Origin of the sequence: Tenacibaculum soleae (assembly GCF_030549005.1) — a bacterium.
GTDB classification, from domain to species: Bacteria; Bacteroidota; Bacteroidia; order Flavobacteriales; family Flavobacteriaceae; genus Polaribacter; species Polaribacter soleae.
This window is the reverse complement of the sequence record NZ_JAUOSW010000005.1, coordinates 185792-208489: the sequence shown is the minus strand read 5'-3', so window position 1 is coordinate 208489 and position 22698 is coordinate 185792. Positions and strand designations below refer to the sequence as shown.

Sequence of the window (22698 nt, the reverse complement as noted above, 5' to 3'; positions counted from 1 at the left end):
TTTAAAACTGACTAGAATTATTGTAATTCTCTTTTAGTTAACTCTGTAGCAATTCTTGCTACAGTTTTTCTTAAGCTACGTAACTGCAATGGGTTTTCCAATGGAGTTATGGCGTGAGCCATCTTAAGATCCGTATAATTTTTCTTTAACGCCTCTAACTGTCCTTGTAAGTCAGCGATAGATAATTCTTTAATTTCTGATTGTTTCATTGTATATAGAATTAAGCGTTAAAATCAAAATCTCTTGCAATAACAAACTTCGTTTTTACAGGAAGTTTTTGTGCAGCTAAACGTAAAGCTTCTTTTGCAACATCCATTGGTACTCCACCAACTTCAAACAAAATTCTACCTGGTTTGATAACTGACACAAAATGATCAGGAGCACCCTTACCCTTACCCATACGTACCTCTAAAGGTTTCTTGGTAATAGGCTTGTCTGGAAATATTTTAATCCAAAGCTGTCCTTCTCTCTTCATATGACGAGTTGCCGCAATACGAGCTGCCTCTATTTGGCGAGAGGTAAGTAAATTCTGGTCTAATGATTTGATACCAAACATTCCGTTAGAAAGTTGAGTACCTCTACCAGAGTTACCTTTCATATTTCCTTTCGCCTTCTGTACCTTACGGTATTTTACTCTTTTTGGCTGTAACATTTTTAATTTCTAATTTTAAAAATTATTTTCTTCTGCGAGGTTGTTGACGTTTATTTCCACCACCTTTATTAGCACCACCTTTTTGTTTAGATAATCCTACTAATGGAGATAATTCACGTTTTCCATAAACCTCACCTTTCATGATCCATACTTTAATACCTAATCTTCCGTATTGAGTATGTGCCTCAACAAGTGCATAATCGATATCTGCTCTAAAAGTAGAAAGAGGAATTCTTCCTTCTTTATAGTGCTCAGAACGTGCCATTTCAGCTCCATTTAAACGACCAGATAATTGTACCTTAATACCTTCTGAATTCATTCTCATTGCAGCAGTGATAGCCATTTTAGTTGCACGCTTGTAAGAAATTCTATTTTCAATCTGACGTGCAATACTAGCAGCTACTAATTTAGCATCTAACTCTGGACGTTTAATTTCGAAAATATTAATTTGAACTTCTTTTCCAGTAATTTTCTTAAGCTCTTCTTTTAACTTGTCTACCTCTTGACCTCCTTTACCAATAATGATACCTGGACGTGCAGTAGTGATAGTAACGGTTACAAGTTTAAGCGTACGCTCAATAATTACTCTCGATACACTTGCTTTAAATAATCTAGCATTAATATACTTTCTTATTTTATCATCTTCAGCTAATTTATCTCCGTAGTCATTTCCACCATACCAGTTAGATTCCCATCCTCTGATAATTCCTAAACGATTTCCTATTGGATTTGTTTTTTGTCCCATTTCTACTTTGATTAATTACTTTTATTTTTAGCTCCTAACTCTAAAGTTACGTGATTAGAACGCTTACGAATTCTATGTGCACGCCCTTGTGGAGCTGGTCTTAACCTTTTTAACATACCTGCGCTATCTACATAAATAGATTTTACAAATAATCCAGCATCTTCGATACTAGCATCTTCGTTCTTAGCTTGCCAGTTTGCAATTGCAGACATTAACAATTTCTCTAAGTTTCTTGATGCTTCTTTTGGACTAAATTTTAAGATTTGTAAAGCTTTTTCAACTTCAACTCCTCTTACTAAATCTGCTACCAAGCGCATTTTTCTTGGTGATGTAGGACAATTAGTTATTTTAGCGAAAGCTCTAGACTTTCTAGCTTCTTTTAACTGTGTTGCCATGTTATGTTTACGACTTCCCATAATTTCCTACTATTTTTTACCTTTATTTTTTGCACCAGCGTGCCCTCTAAAAGAACGTGTTGGTGAAAATTCGCCTAATTTATGACCTACCATGTTTTCAGTAACGTAAACTGGTACAAATTGCTTTCCGTTGTGAACTGCAATTGTTTGCCCTACGAAATCTGGAGTAATCATACTTGCTCTTGACCAAGTTTTGATAACTGATTTACTCTCAGTTTCAACGTTAGCTAACACTTTTTTCTCTAATTTATAGTGAACGAAAGGTCCTTTTTTTAATGATCTTGCCATGGTTTATTTCTTTCTACGTTCTATAATATACTTATTACTAGCTTTAGTCTTAGATCTAGTCTTAAACCCTTTCGCTGGAATACCGTTTCTTGATCTTGGATGCCCTCCTGAAGAACGTCCTTCACCACCACCCATTGGGTGATCAACTGGATTCATACGTACTGCATTAGTTCTTGGTCTTCTACCTAACCATCTAGATCTACCTGCTTTACCTGAAACTAATAATTGGTGATCTGAGTTAGATACAACTCCAATTGTAGCCATACAAGTTAACAAGATCATTCTAGTTTCACCAGAAGGTAACTTAACTGTAGCGTATTTACCATCTCTTGCCATTAATTGGGCAAAAGATCCTGCCGAACGAGCCATAACAGCTCCTTGACCTGGGTGCAACTCAATACAAGAAATTGTTGTTCCTAAAGGAATTTCGCTTAAGTACATAGCATTACCAACTTCTGGAACTAATCCTTTACCTGAAGTAATTACTTGACCTACTTTTAAACCGTTTTGTGCAATTACATAACGTTTTTCACCATCAGCATAACTAAGTAAAGCAATAAATGCTGTACGATTTGGATCGTACTCTATAGTTTTTACTGTTGCAGGGATACCTTGCTTATCTCTTTTAAAATCGATAATACGGTATTTTTGTTTATGACCTCCACCGATGTTGCGTGTAGTCATTCTACCCTGATTGTTTCGACCTCCAGATCGTTTTTTCGGAGCTAATAAAGATTTCTCCGGCTTATCAGTTGTTATGGTGTCGAACCCATTTACAACTCTAAAACGCTGACCTGGTGTTATTGGTTTTAATTTTCTAACTGACATTCTGTCTTTTCTTAAAGATTGTTATAAAAATCAATAGTTTCTCCTTCAGCTAACTGAACGATTGCCTTTTTGTATCCACTTTTTATCCCTGTAACTAAACCTTTTTTAGTGTATTTAGTATTTCTTTGAATAGGATAATTCATAGTTTTAACAGACTTAATCGCTACACCATAAGCAGCTTCAACAGCTCCTTTGATTTCTAATTTGTTAGCTTTACTGTTTACAACAAATGCATAACGGTTAAATACCTCGCTATCGTTTGTTGCTTTTTCCGTAATAATAGGTTTAATTAAAATACTCATTCTTTCCCTATTTACTTAAGTTAGTTTCAATTCCTTCTAAAGAGCTTTCAGAAATAATTACCTTATTTGCATTTAAAACGCTGTAAGTATTAACTCCTGTTGCATTTACTACTTTAGATCCTTTTAAATTACGAGATGATAAATACACGTTTGTACTTTCATCACCTAATACGAATAAAGACTTTTTAGTGTCTAATTCTAAAGCTTTTAAAACGTTGATAAATTCTTTTGTTTTTGGAGTTTCAAAATTGAAATCTTCAACAACAACTAAATTACTTTCTTTTGCCTGAATACTTAAAGCTGACTTACGTGCTAAACGCTTTAAATTTTTATTCAATTTAAAAGAGTAGTTTCTTGGTCTTGGTCCAAACATACGTCCACCTCCTCTGAAAACTCCAGATTTGATAGAACCTGCACGTGCTGTACCAGTTCCTTTTTGCTTTTTAATCTTTCTTGTACTACCAGCGATTTCAGCTCTCTCTTTAGCTTTATGCGTTCCTTGTCTTTGATTCGCCAAGTACTGCTTTACGTCTAAATAAATTGCATGATCGTTTGGTTCAATACCAAATACCTCGTTAGAAAGTTCAACTTGTCTACCGGTATCTTTTCCTGTAATATCTAAAACTGCTACTTTCATTATTTTTCGATAGTTACAAAAGTATTTTTGTGACCAGGAATAGCTCCTTTTACTACGATAAGATTCTTATCAGCAACCACTTTTAATACTTTTAAATTTTGAACTTTTACTTTGTCTCCACCCATACGACCTGCCATACGCATTCCTTTGAATACTCTTGCAGGGTAAGATGCAGCACCAATCGAACCAGGAGCTCTTAAACGGTTATGCTGACCGTGCGTTGCTTGACCAACACCGGCAAAACCATGACGTTTAACAACACCTTGAAAACCTTTACCTTTAGAAACTCCAGAAACATCTACGAATTCTCCTTCAATAAAGTGCTCAACAGTAATTGAATCACCTAATTTGTACTCTCCATCAAAACCTTGAAATTCTACGACTTTTTTCTTAGCAGATGTGCCAGCTTTTTTAAAGTGACCATCTAAAGCTTTATTAGAGCTTTTTGCTTTTTTGTCATCGAAACCAAGTTGTAACGCGTTATACCCGTCAACTTCTTCGGTTCTGACTTGGGTAACCACGCATGGCCCTGCTTCGATTACAGTACAAGGAATATTTTTCCCGTTCTCATCGAATAAGCTGGTCATACCTACTTTTTTACCTATTAACCCAGACATGTTTGTTAATTTTAAGACGATAGATCTATTTTATCCAGCGCGTCTATTAATATAAATTTATTTGAAACAAAAGTTTCATTTTTCCTTTGGATATTACACATAAAAAAAGAGCGAAAAACATCTTCACTCTGAATTTGTTTTTACCATTTTTCCCTTGCGAAACCCTCAGGACATGTTAATTTCTAGCATACACTAGAAATTTTACACCACAGAATATAAATTCTGGTGTGCAAAAGTATAAAAAACTTTCGGTTTAAAAAAATTAAACCGAAAGTTAGTCATTACTTATACTTTTATTTCAACTTCAACACCGCTTGGTAACTCAAGTTTCATTAAAGCATCAATAGTTTTCGAAGAAGAACTATAAATGTCTAATAATCTTTTGTAAGCAGATAATTGAAATTGCTCTCTAGATTTTTTATTTACGTGTGGTGAACGTAATACTGTAAAAATCTTTTTATTTGTTGGTAAAGGAATTGGCCCGTTTACTACAGCTCCAGTTGACTTTACTGTCTTTACGATTTTTTCAGCAGATTTATCTACTAAATTATAATCGTAAGATTTTAATTTAATTCTAATTTTTTGGCTCATCTTAATATCTTATTAACCTTTAGCTTTTGCGATTACTTCTTCAGAAACACTTGAAGGAGTTTCTGCGTAATGAGAAAATTCCATTGTAGAAGTTGCTCTACCTGAAGACATTGTTCTTAAAGCAGTAACATAACCGAACATTTCAGATAATGGCACTAATGCTTTTACAACTTTAGATCCGTTACGATCACTCATATCGTTAACCTGACCTCTTCTTCTATTTAAATCCCCTACGATGTCTCCCATGTTTTCTTCTGGAGTTAACACCTCTAATTTCATCAATGGCTCCATGATTTTAGCTTTTGCAGCTTTTGCAGCAGCTTTATAACCCATTTTTGCAGCTAACTCAAAAGACAATTGATCAGAATCCACAGGGTGGAAAGATCCATCTCTTAAAGTTACTTTCATTGAATCCATTTCATATCCTGCTAAAGGACCATTCTTCATAGCTTCTTTGAAACCTTTTTCAATAGACGGTACAAATTCCTTAGGAACGTTACCACCCTTGATTACAGATTCGAAAACTAATCCTTGAACACCTTCTTCTGCCGGCTCCATAGTAAATACAATATCAGCAAACTTACCACGTCCTCCAGATTGTTTCTTATAAACTTCTCTGTGCTCTGCAGCAGCTGTAATAGCTTCTTTGTACTCTACTTGAGGTTGACCTTCGTTCACCTCTACCTTGAACTCACGCTTTAAACGATCAACAATAATATCTAAGTGCAACTCACCCATTCCAGAAATAATAGTCTGTCCTGAAGCTTCATCAGTTCTTACTGTAAATGTTGGATCTTCTTCTGCTAATTTAGCTAAAGACAACCCTAACTTATCGACATCTGCTTTCGTTTTAGGCTCTACCGCGATACCAATTACTGGATCAGGAAAGTCCATAGATTCCAAAATAATTGGATTCTTTTCATCAGATAAAGTATCTCCTGTTTTAATAGATTTAAAACCTACTGCAGCCCCAATATCTCCTGCTTCGATATAATCGATAGCATTTTGCTTGTTAGAATGCATTTGGTAGATACGTGAAATACGTTCTTTTTTACCTGAACGATTATTTAACACATAAGAACCTGCATCTAAACGCCCTGAATATGCACGGAAAAATGCTAAACGACCTACGAAAGGATCTGTAGCAATTTTAAACGCTAATGCAGAGAAAGGCTCTTTTGCATCTGGCTTACGAGAAATCTCTTCACCAGTATTAGGATCTGTTCCTACAATTGCATCCTTATCTACCGGCGAAGGTAAGTAACGACACACAGCATCTAATAAGAACTGAACTCCTTTATTTTTAAAGGCTGATCCACAAATCATAGGAATGATAGACATATCCATTACAGCAGCACGAAGAGCAGCATGCACTTCATCTTCAGTAATAGAATCTTCATCTTCCATAAATTTTTCTAAAAGATTTTCATCATAAGCAGCAACTTCTTCAATAAGTTTCCCTCTTAATTCAGCAGCTTCTTCTTTTAAATCTTCAGGAATATCAACGATATCAAAAGTAGCACCTTGAGTATGATCATGCCAAATAATAGCACGGTTCTTAACTAAATCGACAATACCTTTAAACTCGTCTTCATCACCAATATTCATTACAATTGGCACAGCATTAGACTTCAACATATCTTTAACTTGCTGACATACTGCCATAAAGTTAGATCCTTGGCGGTCCATTTTGTTAACAAAACCAATACGTGGTACTTTATAGTTATCTGCCAATCTCCAGTTAGTTTCAGACTGAGGCTCAACACCATCAACTGCACTAAATAAGAAAACTAAACCATCTAGTACACGTAACGAACGATTTACCTCTACAGTAAAATCAACGTGACCAGGAGTATCAATGATATTAAAGTGATATCCTTTAGTTTCATTTGTTGGCTGACCATTTTCTACAGGGAACTTCCACTCACAAGTAGTAGCTGCAGAAGTAATTGTAATACCTCTTTCTTGCTCTTGCTCCATCCAGTCCATAGTTGCAGCACCATCATGTACCTCACCAATCTTATGACTTACACCTGTATAATACAATACACGCTCAGTAGTAGTAGTTTTACCAGCATCAATATGCGCAGCAATACCAATATTTCTTGTAAATTTTAAATTTCTAGCCATATCTTAGAATCTAAAGTGTGAGAATGCTTTATTAGCTTCTGCCATTTTATGAGTGTCAACTCTTTTCTTAACAGCGGCACCTTCTTCTTTAGCAGCAGCTAAAATTTCAGCAGCTAAACGCTGAGCCATTGTTTTTTCATTACGCTTACGCGTGTAAGTGATCATCCACTTAATCGCCATAGACACCTTACGGTCTGGACGAATTTGCATTGGAATCTGGAATGTTGCTCCACCTACTCTACGAGAACGTACTTCTACGTGAGGCATCACATTTGACAAACCATCTTTCCAAATTTCTAAAGCCGACTTCTCTTCGTCAGTTTTCTTTTCATCTACGATTGCAATTGCATCGTAAAATACTTTAAAAGCTACAGATTTTTTACCGTCCCACATTAAGTTATTTACAAAACGTGTTACTAATTGATCATTAAATTTTGGATCCGGTAAAAGAACTCTTTTTTTCGCTTTTCTTTTTCTCATGTCTTTACATTAAAAAAGTTAATTGATTAATTTTACTTCTTAGGGCGTTTTGCACCATACTTAGACCTACGCTGGGTTCTACCCTCAACTCCTGCAGTATCTAACGCACCACGAACAACGTGATACTTAACTCCTGGCAAATCTTTTACCCTTCCACCTCTAACTAATACTATCGAGTGCTCTTGCAAGTTATGTCCTTCACCTGGAATATACGCGTTAATTTCGTTACCATTTGTTAACCTTACCCTTGCTACCTTTCTCATTGCTGAGTTAGGTTTCTTAGGTGTAGTGGTATACACACGCGTACAAACTCCACGTCTTTGAGGACAAGCTTGTAATGCAGCCGATTTACTCTTCTTAGTTATTTTGGTTCTTCCTTTACGAACTAATTGTTGAATAGTTGGCATACTAAATTATTACTTGTTTTTAATTTGTACTTAATTCACTCTATTTATAAGAGTGTGCAAATGTACAATTTATTTCTAAACATTCAAATACCAGTTAGTTATTTTTAAATAATAACAATATTTAAAACTTTTTCACATAAATCACACTCTAGAAACAACTACAAATATTATAATAATTTAGCATCTATAATTAGATTACACGATATGAAACAAATCATTCTGCACAAGCTGAGTCATAGTTATGATAAAAACAAAAAAACATTTAAAATAATAGTACAGCAATAAAACAAACGAATTACTGATTAAACAATAATTATTTTCTATTTTTTTTGTTAAAAAGTTGTTGCTTTAAGATTATTTTAAGAATTTAGCACCTAATTAATTCAAATAATTACACAATGAAAACAAAGTTTAATGGAATTTTAACGCTGTTACTAGCGTTGATTGTGCAAGTATCATTTGCACAAGACAAAACAATTTCAGGTAAAGTTTCTGATAGTTCAGGGCCATTACCAGGAGTTACAGTATTAAAAAAAGGGACTTCACAAGGAACGGAAACTGACTTTGATGGTAAATACTCTATCAAAGCAAAAACTGGAGATGTTTTAGTTTTTAGTTTTGTAGGTATGACAACCTCAGAAAAAAGTGTTGGAGCTGTTAACACAATTAACGTTACTTTAACTGAAGACTCAAATGTTCTTGATGAAGTAGTTGTTACTGCTTTAGGTATGTCAAGAAGTGAGAGATCTTTAGCTTTTGCTGCTCCAAAAGTAAAGGCTGAAGAATTAAATTCAGCTCAAAACTCTAATGCTATTAGTGCTTTATCAGGTAAAGTTGCTGGTTTAAAAGTTAACTCTCCTTCAGGAAACTTAGGAGGTTCTCAAAGAATTTTAATTAGAGGTACAAACTCTGTAACAGGTAACAACCAACCTTTATTTGTTATTGATGGTATCCCTATGGATAACTCAAACTTCAATACAGATGATGCTCAAAGAGGAGCTGGTGGAGTAGATTTTGGTAGTACTATAAATGATATAGACCCAAATAACATTGAAAGTGTAACTGTATTAAAAGGTGCAGCAGCAGCTTTATATGGTTCTAGAGCATCAAATGGTGTAATTTTAATAAACACTAAAAAAGGAAACAATTCTAAAAAATTAGGAATCTCTTTAAATTCATCAATCTCTGTTACTGAAGTAGCTATTTTACCAAGATTACAAAGATTATATGGTGGAGGTAGCATTGTTTCTGACGCTAATGGTGGTAAAAATGGTTTTAGTACTGCTACAATTAATGGAACTGAACAAATGCTTGTTGGTTATGCAGTAGATGAAAGCTGGGGACCTAAATTTGACCCAAATTTAAAAGTTTTACATTGGGATGCTTTTGATCAAGCTAGTTTTCCTGAAGATTATTTAAAGCCTCGTGCTTGGGTTGCTTCTGAAAATGATGTGGATAGCTTCTTTAAAAATGGTATATCAACTAATAATGTTCTTACAATAACATCATCAACTGATAAAGGAAACTTTTTAATGTCTATCGGTGATGATAAAACTACTGGTACAGTACCAAATACAAGTATTAACAAGCATTTTGCTAAATTAAGTTTATCTCAAAAGTTATCTGATAACTTATCTGCTAACAGTAGCATTAACTATGTACAAACTAGTGGTACAAGGGCTGTTGTTGGTTATGATGGTAATAGTGTAACTCAAAAGTTTTTTCAATGGGGACAAAGACAATTAGATTATAAGCGTTTAGCTAATTATAAAAACCTTGATGGTTCTCAAAGAACATGGAACAGATCTGGATGGAATAACGCAAAACCTAAATATTCTGACAATCCTTATTGGACAATTTACGAAAATACTCCTAAAGATAAAAGGACTAGAATCTATGGTACTGTTGGTTTAAATTACCAAGTTACTGATGACTTAAGTGTTAAAGCTAATATTTTTGCTGATACATATAATTTTAGAAATTCTGAAAGAATTGCTGTAGGATCTCAAAGTCAATCACAATACTTAGAAAGAGTTTATGACTTTAAAGAATATAATTATGAATTTACTGCTAATTATAAAAAAGACTTAAGTGATAAGATTTCTGTTAATGCTTTAGCGGGAATGAATAGTAGAGATTTTTCTACTGAATACAGAGCAGTTCAAACTACGGGAGGACTTTCAATTGCTAATATTTACAACATAAATAACGGTAAAGGACAATTAAATAAAGGTACTGACTCTAGTTTTAAAAAGGTTAATAGTATTTTTGGTAGTTTAAATTTTGCTTTTGACAATCAATTATTTATTGATTTAACAGCCAGAAATGACTGGTCTTCTACTTTACCAGATGATAATAATTCTTATTTTTACCCATCTGCATCTCTTGCGTGGATATTTTCACAATCTGTCTTAAAAAGCAACGATTGGTTTAGTTTTGGTAAATTAAGATTAGGTTGGGCAGAAGTTGGTAATGATGCTAACCCATACAGTGTAATAAGCACTTTAGCGTTAGAACAACCATTTAATGGAGAAGGTACTGCATCAGTTCCTGGTAGATTATTAAACGCTAACTTAAAAAATGAAACTACTAGAACTTGGGAAGTTGGTGCTGAATTATCATTCTTAAACAGAAGAGTTAATTTAGATGCTACTTACTATAACAATAGTACTATTGATCAAATTATTCCTGTTAACCTATCTACAAGTACTGGTTATAACGAACAATATGTTAATGCGGGAGAAATGACAAATAAAGGTGTGGAAATAAACTTAGGTTTAAGACCTATTATTAAAGACAACTTTTCTTGGGATGTAGATTTTAATTTCTCTAAAAACGAAAATGAGCTTGTATCTTTAAAAGAGGATTTAGAAACATTAACATTAACAAATGCTTCTTTCCAAGTTTCATTAGCTGCTACTGTAGGTGAAGCTTATGGTACTATAATGGGTAGAGATTTTGTATATGATGATCAGGGTAATAAGGTTATAGCTTCTAATGGTAGGTATGCTGCGACTAGAGATATTGTTTCTTTAGGATCAACTTTACCTGATTACACTGCTGGTATGACTAACTCTTTTAAATATAAAAACTGGGACTTAGGATTTTTAATTGAAATGAGTAAAGGTGGTAAATACTTTTCTACTTCTCACATGTGGGGTATGTACTCTGGTATGTTAGAAGAAACAGCTGCTAATAATATAAGAGAAGACGGTATTATTTTAGGAGGTGTTACAGGAACTGTTACTTACGATGAAAACGGTAAATATACTGTTACTAACACTGCTGAAAATACAACAAGAATATCAGGTCAAGCTTACGGACAGATGCACTATGGTGGATTTGGTACTCCTGACGCTCAAAATGTTTTTGATGCCGACTATTTTAAGCTAAGAGAACTTTCATTAGGGTATACTTTTGATAGTAAAACATTACCAATTTTTGATTCTGCAAGAATAAGTGTATTTGGAAGAAACTTATACACATGGGGTCTTGACTATGATGGTATCGATCCTGAAACAGTTTCTACTGGTTCTGGTAACGTACAAGGTTTAGAAGGTGGTTTACAACCTTCAAACAGATCTTATGGTATGAATGTAAAATTATCTTTTTAAAAAAAAAAATCATGATAAAAATTAAAAAAACTTTAATATTCACAATGCTAGTTGGATCGCTATTCACAGCCTGTGATACAGATTATATAAATGACCCTGACAGACCCACAATTGTACCTACAAGTCAATTATTTAATAATGCTGCATATGATGTAGCTTATAATTTAAATGACCAATGGGTTGCCGGTAGAGGAACATTAAGTATTGCTCAATATTGGGGAGGTACTGAATATACTGAAGAAAACAGATATGCTTTAAGAACTAATATGGTTAACTCTATGTGGAACCAACCATATTTCATCTTAACAGAACTTCAAAAGGTTATTGAATTAAATGAAAATGCTGATTCTAGGGATTTAATGTCTGCTTATGGTGACAATAATAACCAAATACAAGTTGCAAGAATTTTAATGTCTTACACTTTTGTTAAATTAGTAGATACTTTTGGTGATGTACCTTATTGGAGTTATGGTCAAAAAGACAATCCTGATTTTCAAGGATTAAAGTTACCTGAAGGTATCAGTACACCTAAATATACTGACGCTAAAACAATATATATAGATTTATTAGCTGAATTAAAAGATGCTGCCGATAAATTAAATTTAAGCGCTTCTGGTTTTAAATCTGGAGATAATATTTATGATGGAGATGTTTCTAAATGGAGAAAACTTGCACATTCACTTAGATTACGTTTAGCGTCACATATATTAAAATCTGATGCTGCAATAGCTAATCAAGCATTTAACGAATCTGATGCTTTGGCTTTTAGTAGTAATGCAGATAATGCAGATTTTATTTTCGGAACTGATGACCTTACAGGAGGTCCTTGGCACCAAGCTGTTACAGTAGGGGCTAGAAGAGATTTTGCTCCTAGTACTTCTTTTGTTGAGTTATTATATAACAGAAAAGGACCTTTTCAAGCAGTTGGTTCTGAAGACCCAAGAGTAGAGAAGTTCTTTGAAAAAAGAGAATCTTCTGCTGAAGTAATTGGTGTACCATCAGTATATGGTAAAGACATTACATTAGCTATCTTAAATGAATCAACAATGAGCCCTGAAATTATAAAAGCTGATTTCGCTCAACCATTATTTCAATATGCAGAAGTTGAATTTATTAGATCTGAATTTAACTCATGGAGTCAAGCAAACTATGAAAATGGTGTAAAGGCTTCAATGGAGTACTGGGGTGTTCCTAGCGCTGATATAACTTCATATGTAGCTGCATTACCTGCAGCTTCTGAAGAAACTGTTTTAACGCAAAAATATATTGGTTTATTTATGGACGGTTTAGAAGGATGGACAGAATACAGAAGATCAGGATACCCTAATACTTTAGATGTACCTGGAGATGTATATAATGGTGTTACTTTTACAACTTTAATAACTGATTTAAACACAATTCCTAACAGAGTAAATTATCCTGCAAATGAGCAACTATTAAATAAAGAAAATAGAGATGCTGCAAGAGACCTTTTATCTGACGGAGATACAATGATTTCTAAAATATTCTGGGATGTTAACTAATTAATATTTTTGATATTTTTATTAAACCACCTCTAACGAGGTGGTTTTTTTATACAATAAATTCTAGTACATTTGCTGCATGGAAGAAAACACTACTATTTTTGGTATTAGAGCAATAATTGAAGCAATTGAAAGTGATGCTTCAATCAATAAAGTATATTTACAAAAAGGTCTTAGAGGGGATTTATTTTTTGAGTTAGACAAATTATTGAAAAAAAATAAAGTATCAACAAGTGTAGTTCCTACTGAAAAACTAGACAGGTTATCTAAACATAATAATCATCAAGGAGCAGTCGCAAAAATATCTCCAGTAGCTTTTCATGACTTAGAAAACTTAATTGAAACTACTTTAGAATCTGATAAAACACCTTTATTTTTACTATTAGATCAAGTATCTGATGTACGAAACTTTGGTGCTATTATTAGAACTGCTGAATGTACTGGTGTCAACGGAATTATCATTCAAAAAAGCGGGAGTGCTCCTGTAAATGCTGAAACGATAAAAACTTCTGCTGGTGCTGCCTTTAAAATTCCTATTTGTAAAGTTGACCATATTAAAGATGCTATGTTTCAATTACAAGCTTCTGATATAAAAATGGTTGCTGCTACTGAAAAAACTGAAGACTCTGTGTTCGATGTTGATTTTAACCAACCAATAGCAATCATAATGGGCTCGGAACACAAAGGTGTAAGTAACTCAGTATTAAAAATGGTGGATTATAAGGCTAAATTACCATTACTTGGTGAAATAGAATCGTTAAACGTTTCTGTTGCTTGTGGAGTATTTTTGTATGAAACCATAAGGCAACGTCAATAATAAAATTTAAAATCCTGTTTGTAGCAGGATTTTTTTATTCTTCTTCGTTATAAATATATCGATAATTTAATGTTGGTAAGATATCTTCTTCATCGATTTGTGGCGGAACATAATTGCCTTCTTCATCAAACATATCATCAAATTCAGTTTTAGAAAACTCATATTTTTCTTTAATAATTCCTTTTTTTCTATAAATCATTGACAAAATAAATCCAATTATCAACCCTGATAAATGCCCTTCCCAAGACATGCCTTCCTTAATTGGTAGTACATACCAAATCATACTTCCATATAAAAATATAATGATAAATGATAAAGCCACCAGTCGGTAATGTTTTCTTATTATTCCACTAAAAAAAACAAAACTGAATAATAAGTATACAATACCACTTGCCCCAATATGAAATGATTTTCGAGCGATAAGCCATGTTAATATTCCTGTTAAAATTAATCCATAAGTAAATATTTTACCAGCTACATCCTTATAAAAATAAAAAACGCTTGCAGATAACACAAATAAAGGAACAGAATTGTTAAAAAGGTGGTTAGTATCGCTATGTATAAAAGGGCTAAAAAAAACCCCCTTTAAACCCGATAGAGTTCTTGGAAAAATGCCAAATTTGTTAAAATTAAATCCGAATTTGATTTCTATCCAATAAATAAACCATATTGAGAAAACAAACACAAACGGGATTGCCAATACGCTATTAGAAAATTTTAATTGTTTAGACTCTTTCATCGAGTAAAGAATAGCAAAAATAAATCCAAATGATAATTTCGGAACATCTGTCATAAATCTTTTATACTTTTACAAGATGAATCAACCTTTGGCAGAAAGAATTCGACCTCAAAATTTGTCTGACTATATTAGTCAACAACATTTAGTAGGCGACAACGGTATTTTAACGAATCATATAAAACAAGGAATCATTCCTTCTTTAATATTATGGGGGCCTCCTGGAATTGGAAAAACAACTTTAGCTAATATTATTGCCAACGAATCTGGCAGACCATTTTATACCTTAAGTGCTATCAGTTCAGGTGTAAAAGATGTGCGTGAAGTTATTGAAAAAGCCAAGAAAAGTGGTGGGCTGTTTACACAAAAAAATCCCATTTTATTTATTGATGAAATTCATCGCTTTAGCAAATCGCAACAAGATTCGTTATTAGGTGCTGTAGAAAAAGGATGGGTAACTTTGGTTGGTGCTACAACGGAAAATCCAAGTTTTGAGGTAATCCCTGCCCTACTCTCTCGTTGTCAAGTGTATATTTTAAATTCTTTTGATAAAAATGATTTAATTGCTTTGATACATAGAGCAATGGAAAAGGATGAATTTATATCTCAAAAAAAAATCCATTTAAAAGAAACCCAAGCTTTATTACAAGTATCTGGTGGTGATGCTCGAAAGTTATTAAATATTTTTGAATTATTAGTTGCGGCAGATGATGATATAGATATAACCAATGAGTTAGTTTTGTCTAAAATTCAAAAAAATACTGTTCGGTACGATAAAACTGGTGAACAACATTATGACATTGTTTCGGCTTTTATAAAATCTATCCGCGGTAGCGACCCTAATGCTGCTGTATATTGGCTGGCAAGAATGATTGAAGGTGGTGAAGATGTAAAATTTATTGCTCGTAGAATGTTAATTGCTGCATCTGAAGATATTGGAAATGCAAATCCGACTGCTTTTATTATGGCAAACAATACTTTTCAAGCTGTATCAGTAATCGGTTATCCTGAATCTAGAATTATTTTGAGTCAATGTGCTGTTTATTTGGCTAATTCTGCAAAAAGTAACGCTTCTTACATGGCTATTGGTGAAGCTCAAAATTTAGTAAAAACCACTGGAGATTTATCGGTACCATTACATTTACGCAATGCGCCTACAAAGTTAATGAAAGACTTAGATTATGGTAAAGAGTATCAATATTCACATAATTATACAGGGAATTTTGTTAATCAAGAATTTTTACCTGATGAAATTAAAAACACAAAATTATATGAACCTGGAAATAACACACGTGAAAATCAGTTTAGAGAACTCTTAAAAAAACGTTGGAAGGGTAAATATAATTATTAAAAAAAGGAGCGATATCGCTCCTTTTTTTAATTGTTTGTTTATCAATTTAAAACTTGATTTGATATTGTTCTGTAACCTTAACACCATCTTGATAATATTCTGCAATCCAATTAGCATTATTTTTATAAAGTATTCCGTTCTTATTTTTTAGAATAAAAACATGTGCTACATTGGTTTTTAGTATTTGAAAAACAACTGATGGTTTTGTGTTTACTAATTGAAATCCATTAGCTATAGCCTGGGCATACAAATTTACAATTGTATTATTTTGTTTATTTAAAACCTCTTTATTTTTTATAATTTTAGGTACTGTTACTATTGGGGTTTTATTAACTAAATTATTTGATTCTTCATTTTTAACAGGTACGTATTTATAGTTTAAAGCTTCAATTGTTTTAAATGCATTTCTGATTGCTTCATGGTATGCCTTTTTGTAGTCTTTTGTTTTGCTTTTCCCAAGTATAGATGTATATATTACATTGTTGGAGCAATCCTTTAACTCTACTTTACTCTTTGTTACAAACATCGTAGAAACATCTTTAATTGTTCCTGTAAGCGCTAAGCATCTATTTACAGAGAGATCTTTTGGTAATTTATCATCACTCAAAAAAACAGTAAAACCAGCTCTATTAAACAAAAATTTTGTTAGTGAACTTGTTTGATACTGATCAACTGTATTTACAAAATCAAATTTATTTGGCACAATAATATATTTATAATTATTTACTTTTTTTTGTGCAAAAATTGACGTTGTTAGCATCAATAATATTAAAAATATTTTTTTCATCTTTTTTAATTTATTTCTTTTTTTGATTGATGTAGCAATATCGTTAATTAATAAAAGGGCTACAAATAATTTTTCAACTTCATTAGTTTATCGATACATAAAATACCAGACTCTTGTGTTATATTATTTGTAAAATGAATTGCTAACATATTAGATTTTAATGCTCCTAATACATCTGCTTCATAACTATCTCCAACCATTACGGAATTTTGAGCCACAGTATTTACTTTTTTTAATGCGTGCTCAAAAATTTTTGGGTTAGGCTTCTTAACTCCTATACTTTCGGAAGTAATTATTTCTTTAAAATATTTACTAATACCAGATTTTTGGAGTTTTAAATTCTGTACCTCTTCAAAACCGTTGGTAATAATATGTAGTTCGTATTTTTTGTGCAAGTACTCTAAAATTTCAATAGTTCCTTCAAATAAATGGTTGTGATTAGGTAAATAGGCAATATAATCTTTAGAAATTATATTTATTAAATCATCTGAAATATTATAATTTACAGCTGTAAAACTATCTTTTAATCGGTTTAATCGTAAATATTCTTTTGATATTTTATCTTCTCGATACAATCGCCAATAATCTAAATTTATAGGCATATATACCTCTAAAAAATCTACCACTTTTAATTGAATATTTTGTTCTTTAAATATTTGTTGAAAAGTAAGTTGTGAATTTTTATCAAAATCCCAAAGGGTATGATCTAAATCAAAAAAAATGTGTTTTATGTTCATCTATTATTACAATTAGCTTCTAACAATTTTTAGCATGGAACTATACAGTCGTTTCCACCCTTTCCAACGTTGATAATTACTTATACTTTCGTTATGAAAAACAGTGATAAAAGTTCCATTTACCGCCTTAACTTCATTTTTTAAATCTCTTATTTTACCCAAAGATTGTTTTGGGGTTAGCTTCATATAATCGTTTAATGTGGTGTCAATTAATGCAAAAGGAAATATTTTTAAAGGTGTTTGAATTTCAAATTCTAAATCGTAAAAATAAAACGGTGTACAGGTACTTGCTCTAAACCCTGTGTGACTGGCATACCCCATTGAGTAATCTTCTTCTATTTCTAAATCTATTAAATTTTGATATGTTTTTGGTAATGACAAGCGTAAATAATGCTGACGAGAACGTTTAATAGGCATGTTGGTTATATTCTCTAATCGTTCCTTTTCTTTTTTTAATAAAGCATTATTTTTACTCGTGTAATACGAAGGATGCAATCCAACCCGTGCATAATCAACCATGTCTTTTATTAGCAACTTAAACTTTCTTTTTGATGTAGAAACATTAGTGTCAAACGTTGTATAATCACCTATTAAAAAGAAAAAAATAGTTCTAATTTCATATATTTTTTTTAGCTCAATGATTGATTTAAAAGTATTAAAAGGATCTCTTTTAATATTAAATAATACCGCAAAACGATCCCAAATTGTAATTATTTTAAATTGCGATGCATCTTTTAAAAACCCACCAATACTTCTTACAAAGCTTTTATATTTATACGCAAAAGCATTATCAACATCAATGGTAGAAATGTATTGATATTTTCTAGTTGAATGCTGATAATCGGGAAACTTATTTTTTAATATTTCTAAAAATTTATAAGCCCAAATATCTATAATTGGTTTTTCTAAAAAACCTGATTTAAATGCAATACTCTCTGTTGCTATAAAACGCCCATGTACATCCTTAACTTGTGGTAAATATTCTTCATATCTAGTGATTAAATAAAAACTAGCCGCAAAAACATCAAACGGAATTTCTGACTGCTCATTTGTTGAAAAAAAACTAGGAATGTTATCCCAATCTTTCACATTTATCTCATGGTTTTTAATCCCTTGTTGAAATAATAATTCGCTACTTTTAATAAAAAACTCTTTTCCTAAAGCTACATTTGTGTATGAAAATTTAGGGCCATTATAAGCAACAAACTCTTCTACTTTGCTTGTAAAGTTTATTGGAATTAATAAAATACGTGTAAAAATATGTTTAAAAATATACCGAACACGAGGTGTTATTTTGTGAGTGTAAATAAGTATCATAGTCAATTATAAAAGAGAATAAAATATACTACTTATAAAATTCCCTCATCTGCAAAGCTAAAGTACGCTTTTTCAGTAATTATTAAATGGTCTAACAATTTTATATCTAAAGTTACACCAGCTTCTTTAATTTTATTGGTTAGTTGAATATCTGAAGTACTTGGCTTTAATTTACCAGATGGGTGATTATGAGCTACAATAATACCAACTGCCGATAGTTTTAATGCTTTTTTAAACAATAATCTTATATCTACCAAAGTAGCAGTAAAACCCCCTTTACTAATTTGTGTTTTTGCTAATACAGTATTGGAATTATTTAAATACAACACCCAAAATTCTTCATGCTCTAAATCACCTAACAAAGGCTGTAAAATTGTAGCTGCATTTAACGAACTTTTTATTTGCTCTATTATTTCTTTTGTTTCAAACTGTCTTCTTTTACCTAATTCTAAAGCGGTTATAATCGAAATAGCTTTCGCTTCTCCTATTCCTTTAAACTTCATTAGCTCTTCTATTGATAATTTAGCCAACGCATTTAAATCATTATCAATAGATAATAATATTTTTTGAGACAGCGCAACTGCACTTTCACTTCTATTACCCGATCCTATTAAAATAGCTATTAATTCGGCATTTGATAATATTGTTTTTCCTTTTAACATTAATTTTTCACGAGGTCTATCATCTAGCGCCCATGATTTAATAGATATCTTTTTCATCGCTTATTATATCAAAATAACACATAAATATAATTCATTTTTTGCACAACCCAAAGATGCACAGTATCTTTGCTTCCTATCATTTTTTAATTTCAACCATGAAAATTATTATAGCCGGGGCTGGAGATGTAGGTTTTCATTTGGCTAAACTCCTTTCTTACGAATCACAAGATACTTATGTGATTGATTTTGATGGCGAAAAGCTAAATTATATCAACAATCATTTAGATGTTATTACTAAAAAAGGTGATGCAACCTCTATTAAATTATTAAAAGAAATTGGTATCGGTTCAGCTGACTTATTACTAGCTGTTACCGAAAGTCAAAACACTAATTTTACAATAGCCGTTGTAGGAAAAGCACTTGGAGTTAAAAAAACAATCGCCAGAATTAACAACCCTGAATTTGTTAAAAACGATAGTATTAATTTTAAAAATTATGGTGTTGATTTTATGATTTCTCCTGAAGCTTTAGCTGCCGAAGAAATTAAATTATTACTAAATCAATCTTCTTTTAATGATACTGTTGCTTTTGAAAACGGTGTTTTTAATATTATGGGAACAACCCTTGGTTACAAATCACCTATATTAGATTTAACCGTTAAAGAAGCTAAAGAAAAGTTTAGCTTGGTTGATTTTATTACCATCGCGATAAAACGTGAAGGAATTGCGCAAACTATCATCCCCCGTGGGGATACTACCTATAAAATGAATGATCAAGTTTATTTTTCAGTACCCAATTATAGCATCTCTAAATTATATCCAATTGTTGGTAAAGAGCAAATAGATATTAAAAATGTGATGATTTTGGGCGGAAGTAGTATTGGACGAAAAACTGCCCGAAGCCTTTGCAAAGATAATTTTAATGTAAAACTAATTGAGCGCAAAAAAGAAAAAGCGTTAAACCTTGCTGAAGACCTGATGGACACCTTGTTAATTCATGGTGATGGCCGTAATATAGAACTCTTAGAAGAAGAAAGTATTAGAGAAATGGATGCCTTTATTGCTGTAACTGGCGATTCTGAAACAAACATTATGTCTTGTTTGGTAGCAAAATCTAAAGGAGTAAAAAAAACAGTTGCCTTGGTTGAAAACATGGATTACATCAACATTTCACAAACCATAGGTATTGATACACTTATCAATAAAAAACTAATTGCTGCTAGTAATATTTTTCGCCACATACGTAAAGGAGAAATTTTGGCGCTAGCTAATTTACATAACATTGACGCTGAAGTTTTTGAATTCGAGGTGCAAGAAAATGCTAAAGTAACTCACAAACCAATTAAAGAATTACGTTTTCCTAGAGAAGCCGTTTTCGGTGGTGTTATTAGAGATGGGAAACCACACATGTCTTTCGGAAATTTTCAATTACAAAGTGGTGATAAAGCAATCGTGTTTTGTTTACCAGAAGCAATATCAGTTGTAGAAGAATTATTTAACTAATGGAAAACCTAAATCTAAAGTTAATTTATCGTTTTTTAGGAATAACAGCCATTCTTAACGGATTATTTATGTGGCTTTCACTTCCTTTTAGTTTTTATTATAACGAAAATTCTAAATGGGGAATTTTAAACGCTGGTATTATCACTATTGCTATAGGTTTAATTCTTTACTTTTTTAACAAACCTGACACTAAAAAAATTCAAAAAAAAGAAGGGTATCTTATTGTTACCTTCGGATGGTTGATTTTAACCTTAACAGGAATGCTTCCTTATGTATTATCAGGTAGTATTCCGTCAATTACCAACGCTTTTTTTGAAACTATTTCAGGATATTCTACAACCGGATCTTCAATCTTAACAGACATCGAAGCAATGCCAAAAGGGATTCTTTTTTGGCGTAGTGCAACCCATTGGATTGGAGGAATGGGGATAATTGTACTTACCATTGCAATATTGCCACTATTAGGTATTGGAGGCATGCAGTTGTTTATGGCCGAAGCGCCCGGGCCATCCGCAGATAAATTACACCCACGTATTACTGATACCGCAAAACGACTTTGGCAAATATATGTATTACTTACCGCTGTTGAATTGTTATTATTAAAAGTAGCCGGTATGAACTGGTTTGATGCCCTTAATCATGCCATGGCAACGGTAAGCACAGGTGGCTTTTCAACTAAAAATGCAAGTGTAGCACATTGGAACGGAACACCAATGATACAATACATTATTATATTTTTTATGTTTATAGCGGGTACTAACTTTGTTCTTACTTATTTTGCATTAAAAGGAAAAGTTAGAAAAGTAATTCAGAGTGAGGAATTTAAATATTATTTATTCGGAACCTTAACTATATCATTCTTTATAGCAGTTATGATTATTTTTTATCAAGATCCTGCATTACAAACTACCATTGAACACCCAATGGTTTTTGGAAAAGTTGAAAGTGCCATACGACATTCACTTTTTTCAGTAATTTCAGTAGTTACAACAACCGGATTTGTAAGTGCCGACTTTACAATGTGGAGTTTTTTGGTTACCGCCATGTTTTTTTCTTTATTTTTCTTAGGCGGTTCTGCCGGTTCTACCTCTGGAGGTGTGAAAATTGTAAGGCATATTATAATGCTTAAAAGTAGTTTTTTAGAATTTAAAAAATCATTGCATCCAAATGCAATAATACCAGTTCGTTATGACGGAAAAGCGGTAAAACAAACTATTGTTTTTAACATACTTTCGTTCTTTGTTTTGTATATGGGTATTTTTATTACAGGTACTATTATTTTATCTTTCTTCGGGTTAGATTTTTATTCTGCCTTAGGTGCGTGTGCTTCTTCTTTAGGAAATATTGGCCCTGCAATTGGTAGCGTTAGCCCTGTTAGTAATTTTAATCATTTATCTATCGCAGCCAAATGGTTTTGCTCATTTTTAATGCTGATAGGAAGATTAGAGCTTTTTACTGTATTAATTTTATTTACTCCGTTCTTTTGGCGTAAAAATTAATGTTTTACAAAGAACAGCACTCCTATACCTTTTTTAACCTCTTTTATACTTTTAATTTAT

24 protein-coding genes are annotated in these 22698 nt (G+C 32.4%); 6 read left to right on the top strand and 18 right to left on the bottom strand.

The genetic code is table 11. The annotated features are described in order from the left end of the window. Positions 1-17: 17 nt before the first annotated feature. The 13 genes from rpmC to rpsL form a co-directional block, all read right to left on the bottom strand. Positions 18-209 (bottom strand): 50S ribosomal protein L29, encoded by a 192-nt coding sequence (gene rpmC / locus Q4586_RS09115; RefSeq protein WP_068703442.1) that lies wholly within the window; start codon positions 207-209, stop codon positions 18-20. An 11-nt stretch (positions 210-220) separates the two neighbouring features. Further along, on the bottom strand, positions 221-652 hold the full coding sequence (rplP, locus tag Q4586_RS09110; RefSeq protein ID WP_068703440.1) for a 50S ribosomal protein L16: 432 nt from the start codon (positions 650-652) through the stop codon (positions 221-223). A 22-nt stretch (positions 653-674) separates the two neighbouring features. Then, a complete protein-coding gene (gene rpsC / locus Q4586_RS09105) occupies positions 675-1397 on the bottom strand; it encodes a 30S ribosomal protein S3 (RefSeq protein WP_068703438.1) in 723 nt (240 codons plus the stop codon). Between the two features lie 11 nt (positions 1398-1408). Then, a complete protein-coding gene (gene rplV / locus Q4586_RS09100; RefSeq protein WP_068703436.1) occupies positions 1409-1813 on the bottom strand; it encodes a 50S ribosomal protein L22 in 405 nt (134 codons plus the stop codon). A 9-nt stretch (positions 1814-1822) separates the two neighbouring features. Next, entirely contained in the window at positions 1823-2101 is a 279-nt protein-coding gene (gene rpsS / locus Q4586_RS09095; protein ID WP_068703434.1) for a 30S ribosomal protein S19, read from the bottom strand. A gap of 3 nt (positions 2102-2104) precedes the next feature. Further along, complete coding sequence (gene rplB / locus Q4586_RS09090; RefSeq protein WP_068703432.1) at positions 2105-2929, bottom strand: 50S ribosomal protein L2; 825 nt, start codon at positions 2927-2929, stop codon at positions 2105-2107. Positions 2930-2940: 11 nt separating this feature from the next. Further along, the gene (gene rplW / locus Q4586_RS09085) at positions 2941-3231 is read right to left on the bottom strand and encodes a 50S ribosomal protein L23 (protein WP_068703430.1); all 291 of its coding nucleotides are present in this window, start codon (positions 3229-3231) and stop codon (positions 2941-2943) included. A 7-nt stretch (positions 3232-3238) separates the two neighbouring features. Beyond that, positions 3239-3868, bottom strand: a complete 630-nt coding sequence (gene rplD, locus Q4586_RS09080; protein WP_068703428.1) for a 50S ribosomal protein L4 — start codon at positions 3866-3868, stop codon at positions 3239-3241. Next, the gene (rplC, locus tag Q4586_RS09075; protein WP_068703426.1) at positions 3868-4485 is read right to left on the bottom strand and encodes a 50S ribosomal protein L3; all 618 of its coding nucleotides are present in this window, start codon (positions 4483-4485) and stop codon (positions 3868-3870) included. The genes rplD and rplC overlap by 1 nt, the downstream gene beginning before the upstream one ends. A gap of 285 nt (positions 4486-4770) precedes the next feature. After that, a complete protein-coding gene (gene rpsJ / locus Q4586_RS09070) occupies positions 4771-5076 on the bottom strand; it encodes a 30S ribosomal protein S10 (protein ID WP_024740605.1) in 306 nt (101 codons plus the stop codon). Positions 5077-5088: 12 nt separating this feature from the next. Next, positions 5089-7206: an elongation factor G gene (gene fusA / locus Q4586_RS09065; RefSeq protein ID WP_303528542.1), complete on the bottom strand. Its 2118-nt coding sequence runs from the start codon at positions 7204-7206 to the stop codon at positions 5089-5091. 3 nt (positions 7207-7209) lie between these two features. Beyond that, complete coding sequence (gene rpsG, locus Q4586_RS09060; RefSeq protein WP_068703422.1) at positions 7210-7686, bottom strand: 30S ribosomal protein S7; 477 nt, start codon at positions 7684-7686, stop codon at positions 7210-7212. A 32-nt stretch (positions 7687-7718) separates the two neighbouring features. Further along, positions 7719-8093, bottom strand: coding sequence for a 30S ribosomal protein S12 (gene rpsL, locus Q4586_RS09055; RefSeq protein WP_028887479.1), 375 nt, complete (start codon positions 8091-8093; stop codon positions 7719-7721). A gap of 398 nt (positions 8094-8491) precedes the next feature. Here rpsL and Q4586_RS09050 point away from each other — a divergent pair, with 398 nt between their 5' ends. The 3 genes from Q4586_RS09050 to rlmB all read left to right on the top strand — a co-directional run bounded on the left by Q4586_RS09050 (position 8492) and on the right by rlmB (position 14047). Continuing rightward, positions 8492-11707 (top strand): SusC/RagA family TonB-linked outer membrane protein, encoded by a 3216-nt coding sequence (locus Q4586_RS09050; protein ID WP_068703420.1) that lies wholly within the window; start codon positions 8492-8494, stop codon positions 11705-11707. 11 nt (positions 11708-11718) lie between these two features. Then, the gene (locus tag Q4586_RS09045; protein ID WP_084443086.1) at positions 11719-13230 is read left to right on the top strand and encodes a SusD/RagB family nutrient-binding outer membrane lipoprotein; all 1512 of its coding nucleotides are present in this window, start codon (positions 11719-11721) and stop codon (positions 13228-13230) included. 79 nt (positions 13231-13309) lie between these two features. After that, a complete protein-coding gene (gene rlmB, locus Q4586_RS09040) occupies positions 13310-14047 on the top strand; it encodes a 23S rRNA (guanosine(2251)-2'-O)-methyltransferase RlmB (RefSeq protein WP_068703418.1) in 738 nt (245 codons plus the stop codon). Between the two features lie 34 nt (positions 14048-14081). Here rlmB and Q4586_RS09035 read toward each other — a convergent pair whose 3' ends face one another. Next, positions 14082-14840, bottom strand: a complete 759-nt coding sequence (locus Q4586_RS09035) for a rhomboid family intramembrane serine protease (RefSeq protein ID WP_338116837.1) — start codon at positions 14838-14840, stop codon at positions 14082-14084. Between the two features lie 22 nt (positions 14841-14862). Here Q4586_RS09035 and Q4586_RS09030 point away from each other — a divergent pair, with 22 nt between their 5' ends. Further along, the gene (locus Q4586_RS09030; RefSeq protein WP_303528527.1) at positions 14863-16134 is read left to right on the top strand and encodes a replication-associated recombination protein A; all 1272 of its coding nucleotides are present in this window, start codon (positions 14863-14865) and stop codon (positions 16132-16134) included. Positions 16135-16180: 46 nt separating this feature from the next. On the opposite strand, the gene Q4586_RS09025 is transcribed toward Q4586_RS09030, so the two are convergent. The 4 genes from Q4586_RS09025 to radC are packed head-to-tail and all read right to left on the bottom strand — an operon-like array spanning position 16181 to position 19694. Further along, on the bottom strand, positions 16181-16921 hold the full coding sequence (locus Q4586_RS09025; protein WP_303528525.1) for a hypothetical protein: 741 nt from the start codon (positions 16919-16921) through the stop codon (positions 16181-16183). Between the two features lie 59 nt (positions 16922-16980). Beyond that, positions 16981-17658, bottom strand: coding sequence for a YjjG family noncanonical pyrimidine nucleotidase (locus tag Q4586_RS09020; protein WP_303528524.1), 678 nt, complete (start codon positions 17656-17658; stop codon positions 16981-16983). A gap of 12 nt (positions 17659-17670) precedes the next feature. Continuing rightward, complete coding sequence (locus Q4586_RS09015; protein ID WP_303528522.1) at positions 17671-18975, bottom strand: polysaccharide deacetylase family protein; 1305 nt, start codon at positions 18973-18975, stop codon at positions 17671-17673. A 32-nt stretch (positions 18976-19007) separates the two neighbouring features. Continuing rightward, positions 19008-19694 carry a RadC family protein gene (gene radC / locus Q4586_RS09010; protein ID WP_068703406.1) on the bottom strand — a complete coding sequence of 229 codons (687 nt, stop codon included), beginning with the start codon at positions 19692-19694 and terminating at the stop codon, positions 19008-19010. Positions 19695-19792: 98 nt separating this feature from the next. Between radC and trkA the strand changes: the two genes are divergently transcribed. Further along, complete coding sequence (gene trkA / locus Q4586_RS09005; protein ID WP_303528519.1) at positions 19793-21139, top strand: Trk system potassium transporter TrkA; 1347 nt, start codon at positions 19793-19795, stop codon at positions 21137-21139. Further along, entirely contained in the window at positions 21139-22638 is a 1500-nt protein-coding gene (locus Q4586_RS09000) for a TrkH family potassium uptake protein (RefSeq protein ID WP_068703403.1), read from the top strand. The genes trkA and Q4586_RS09000 overlap by 1 nt, the downstream gene beginning before the upstream one ends. Positions 22639-22698 lie beyond the last annotated feature (60 nt).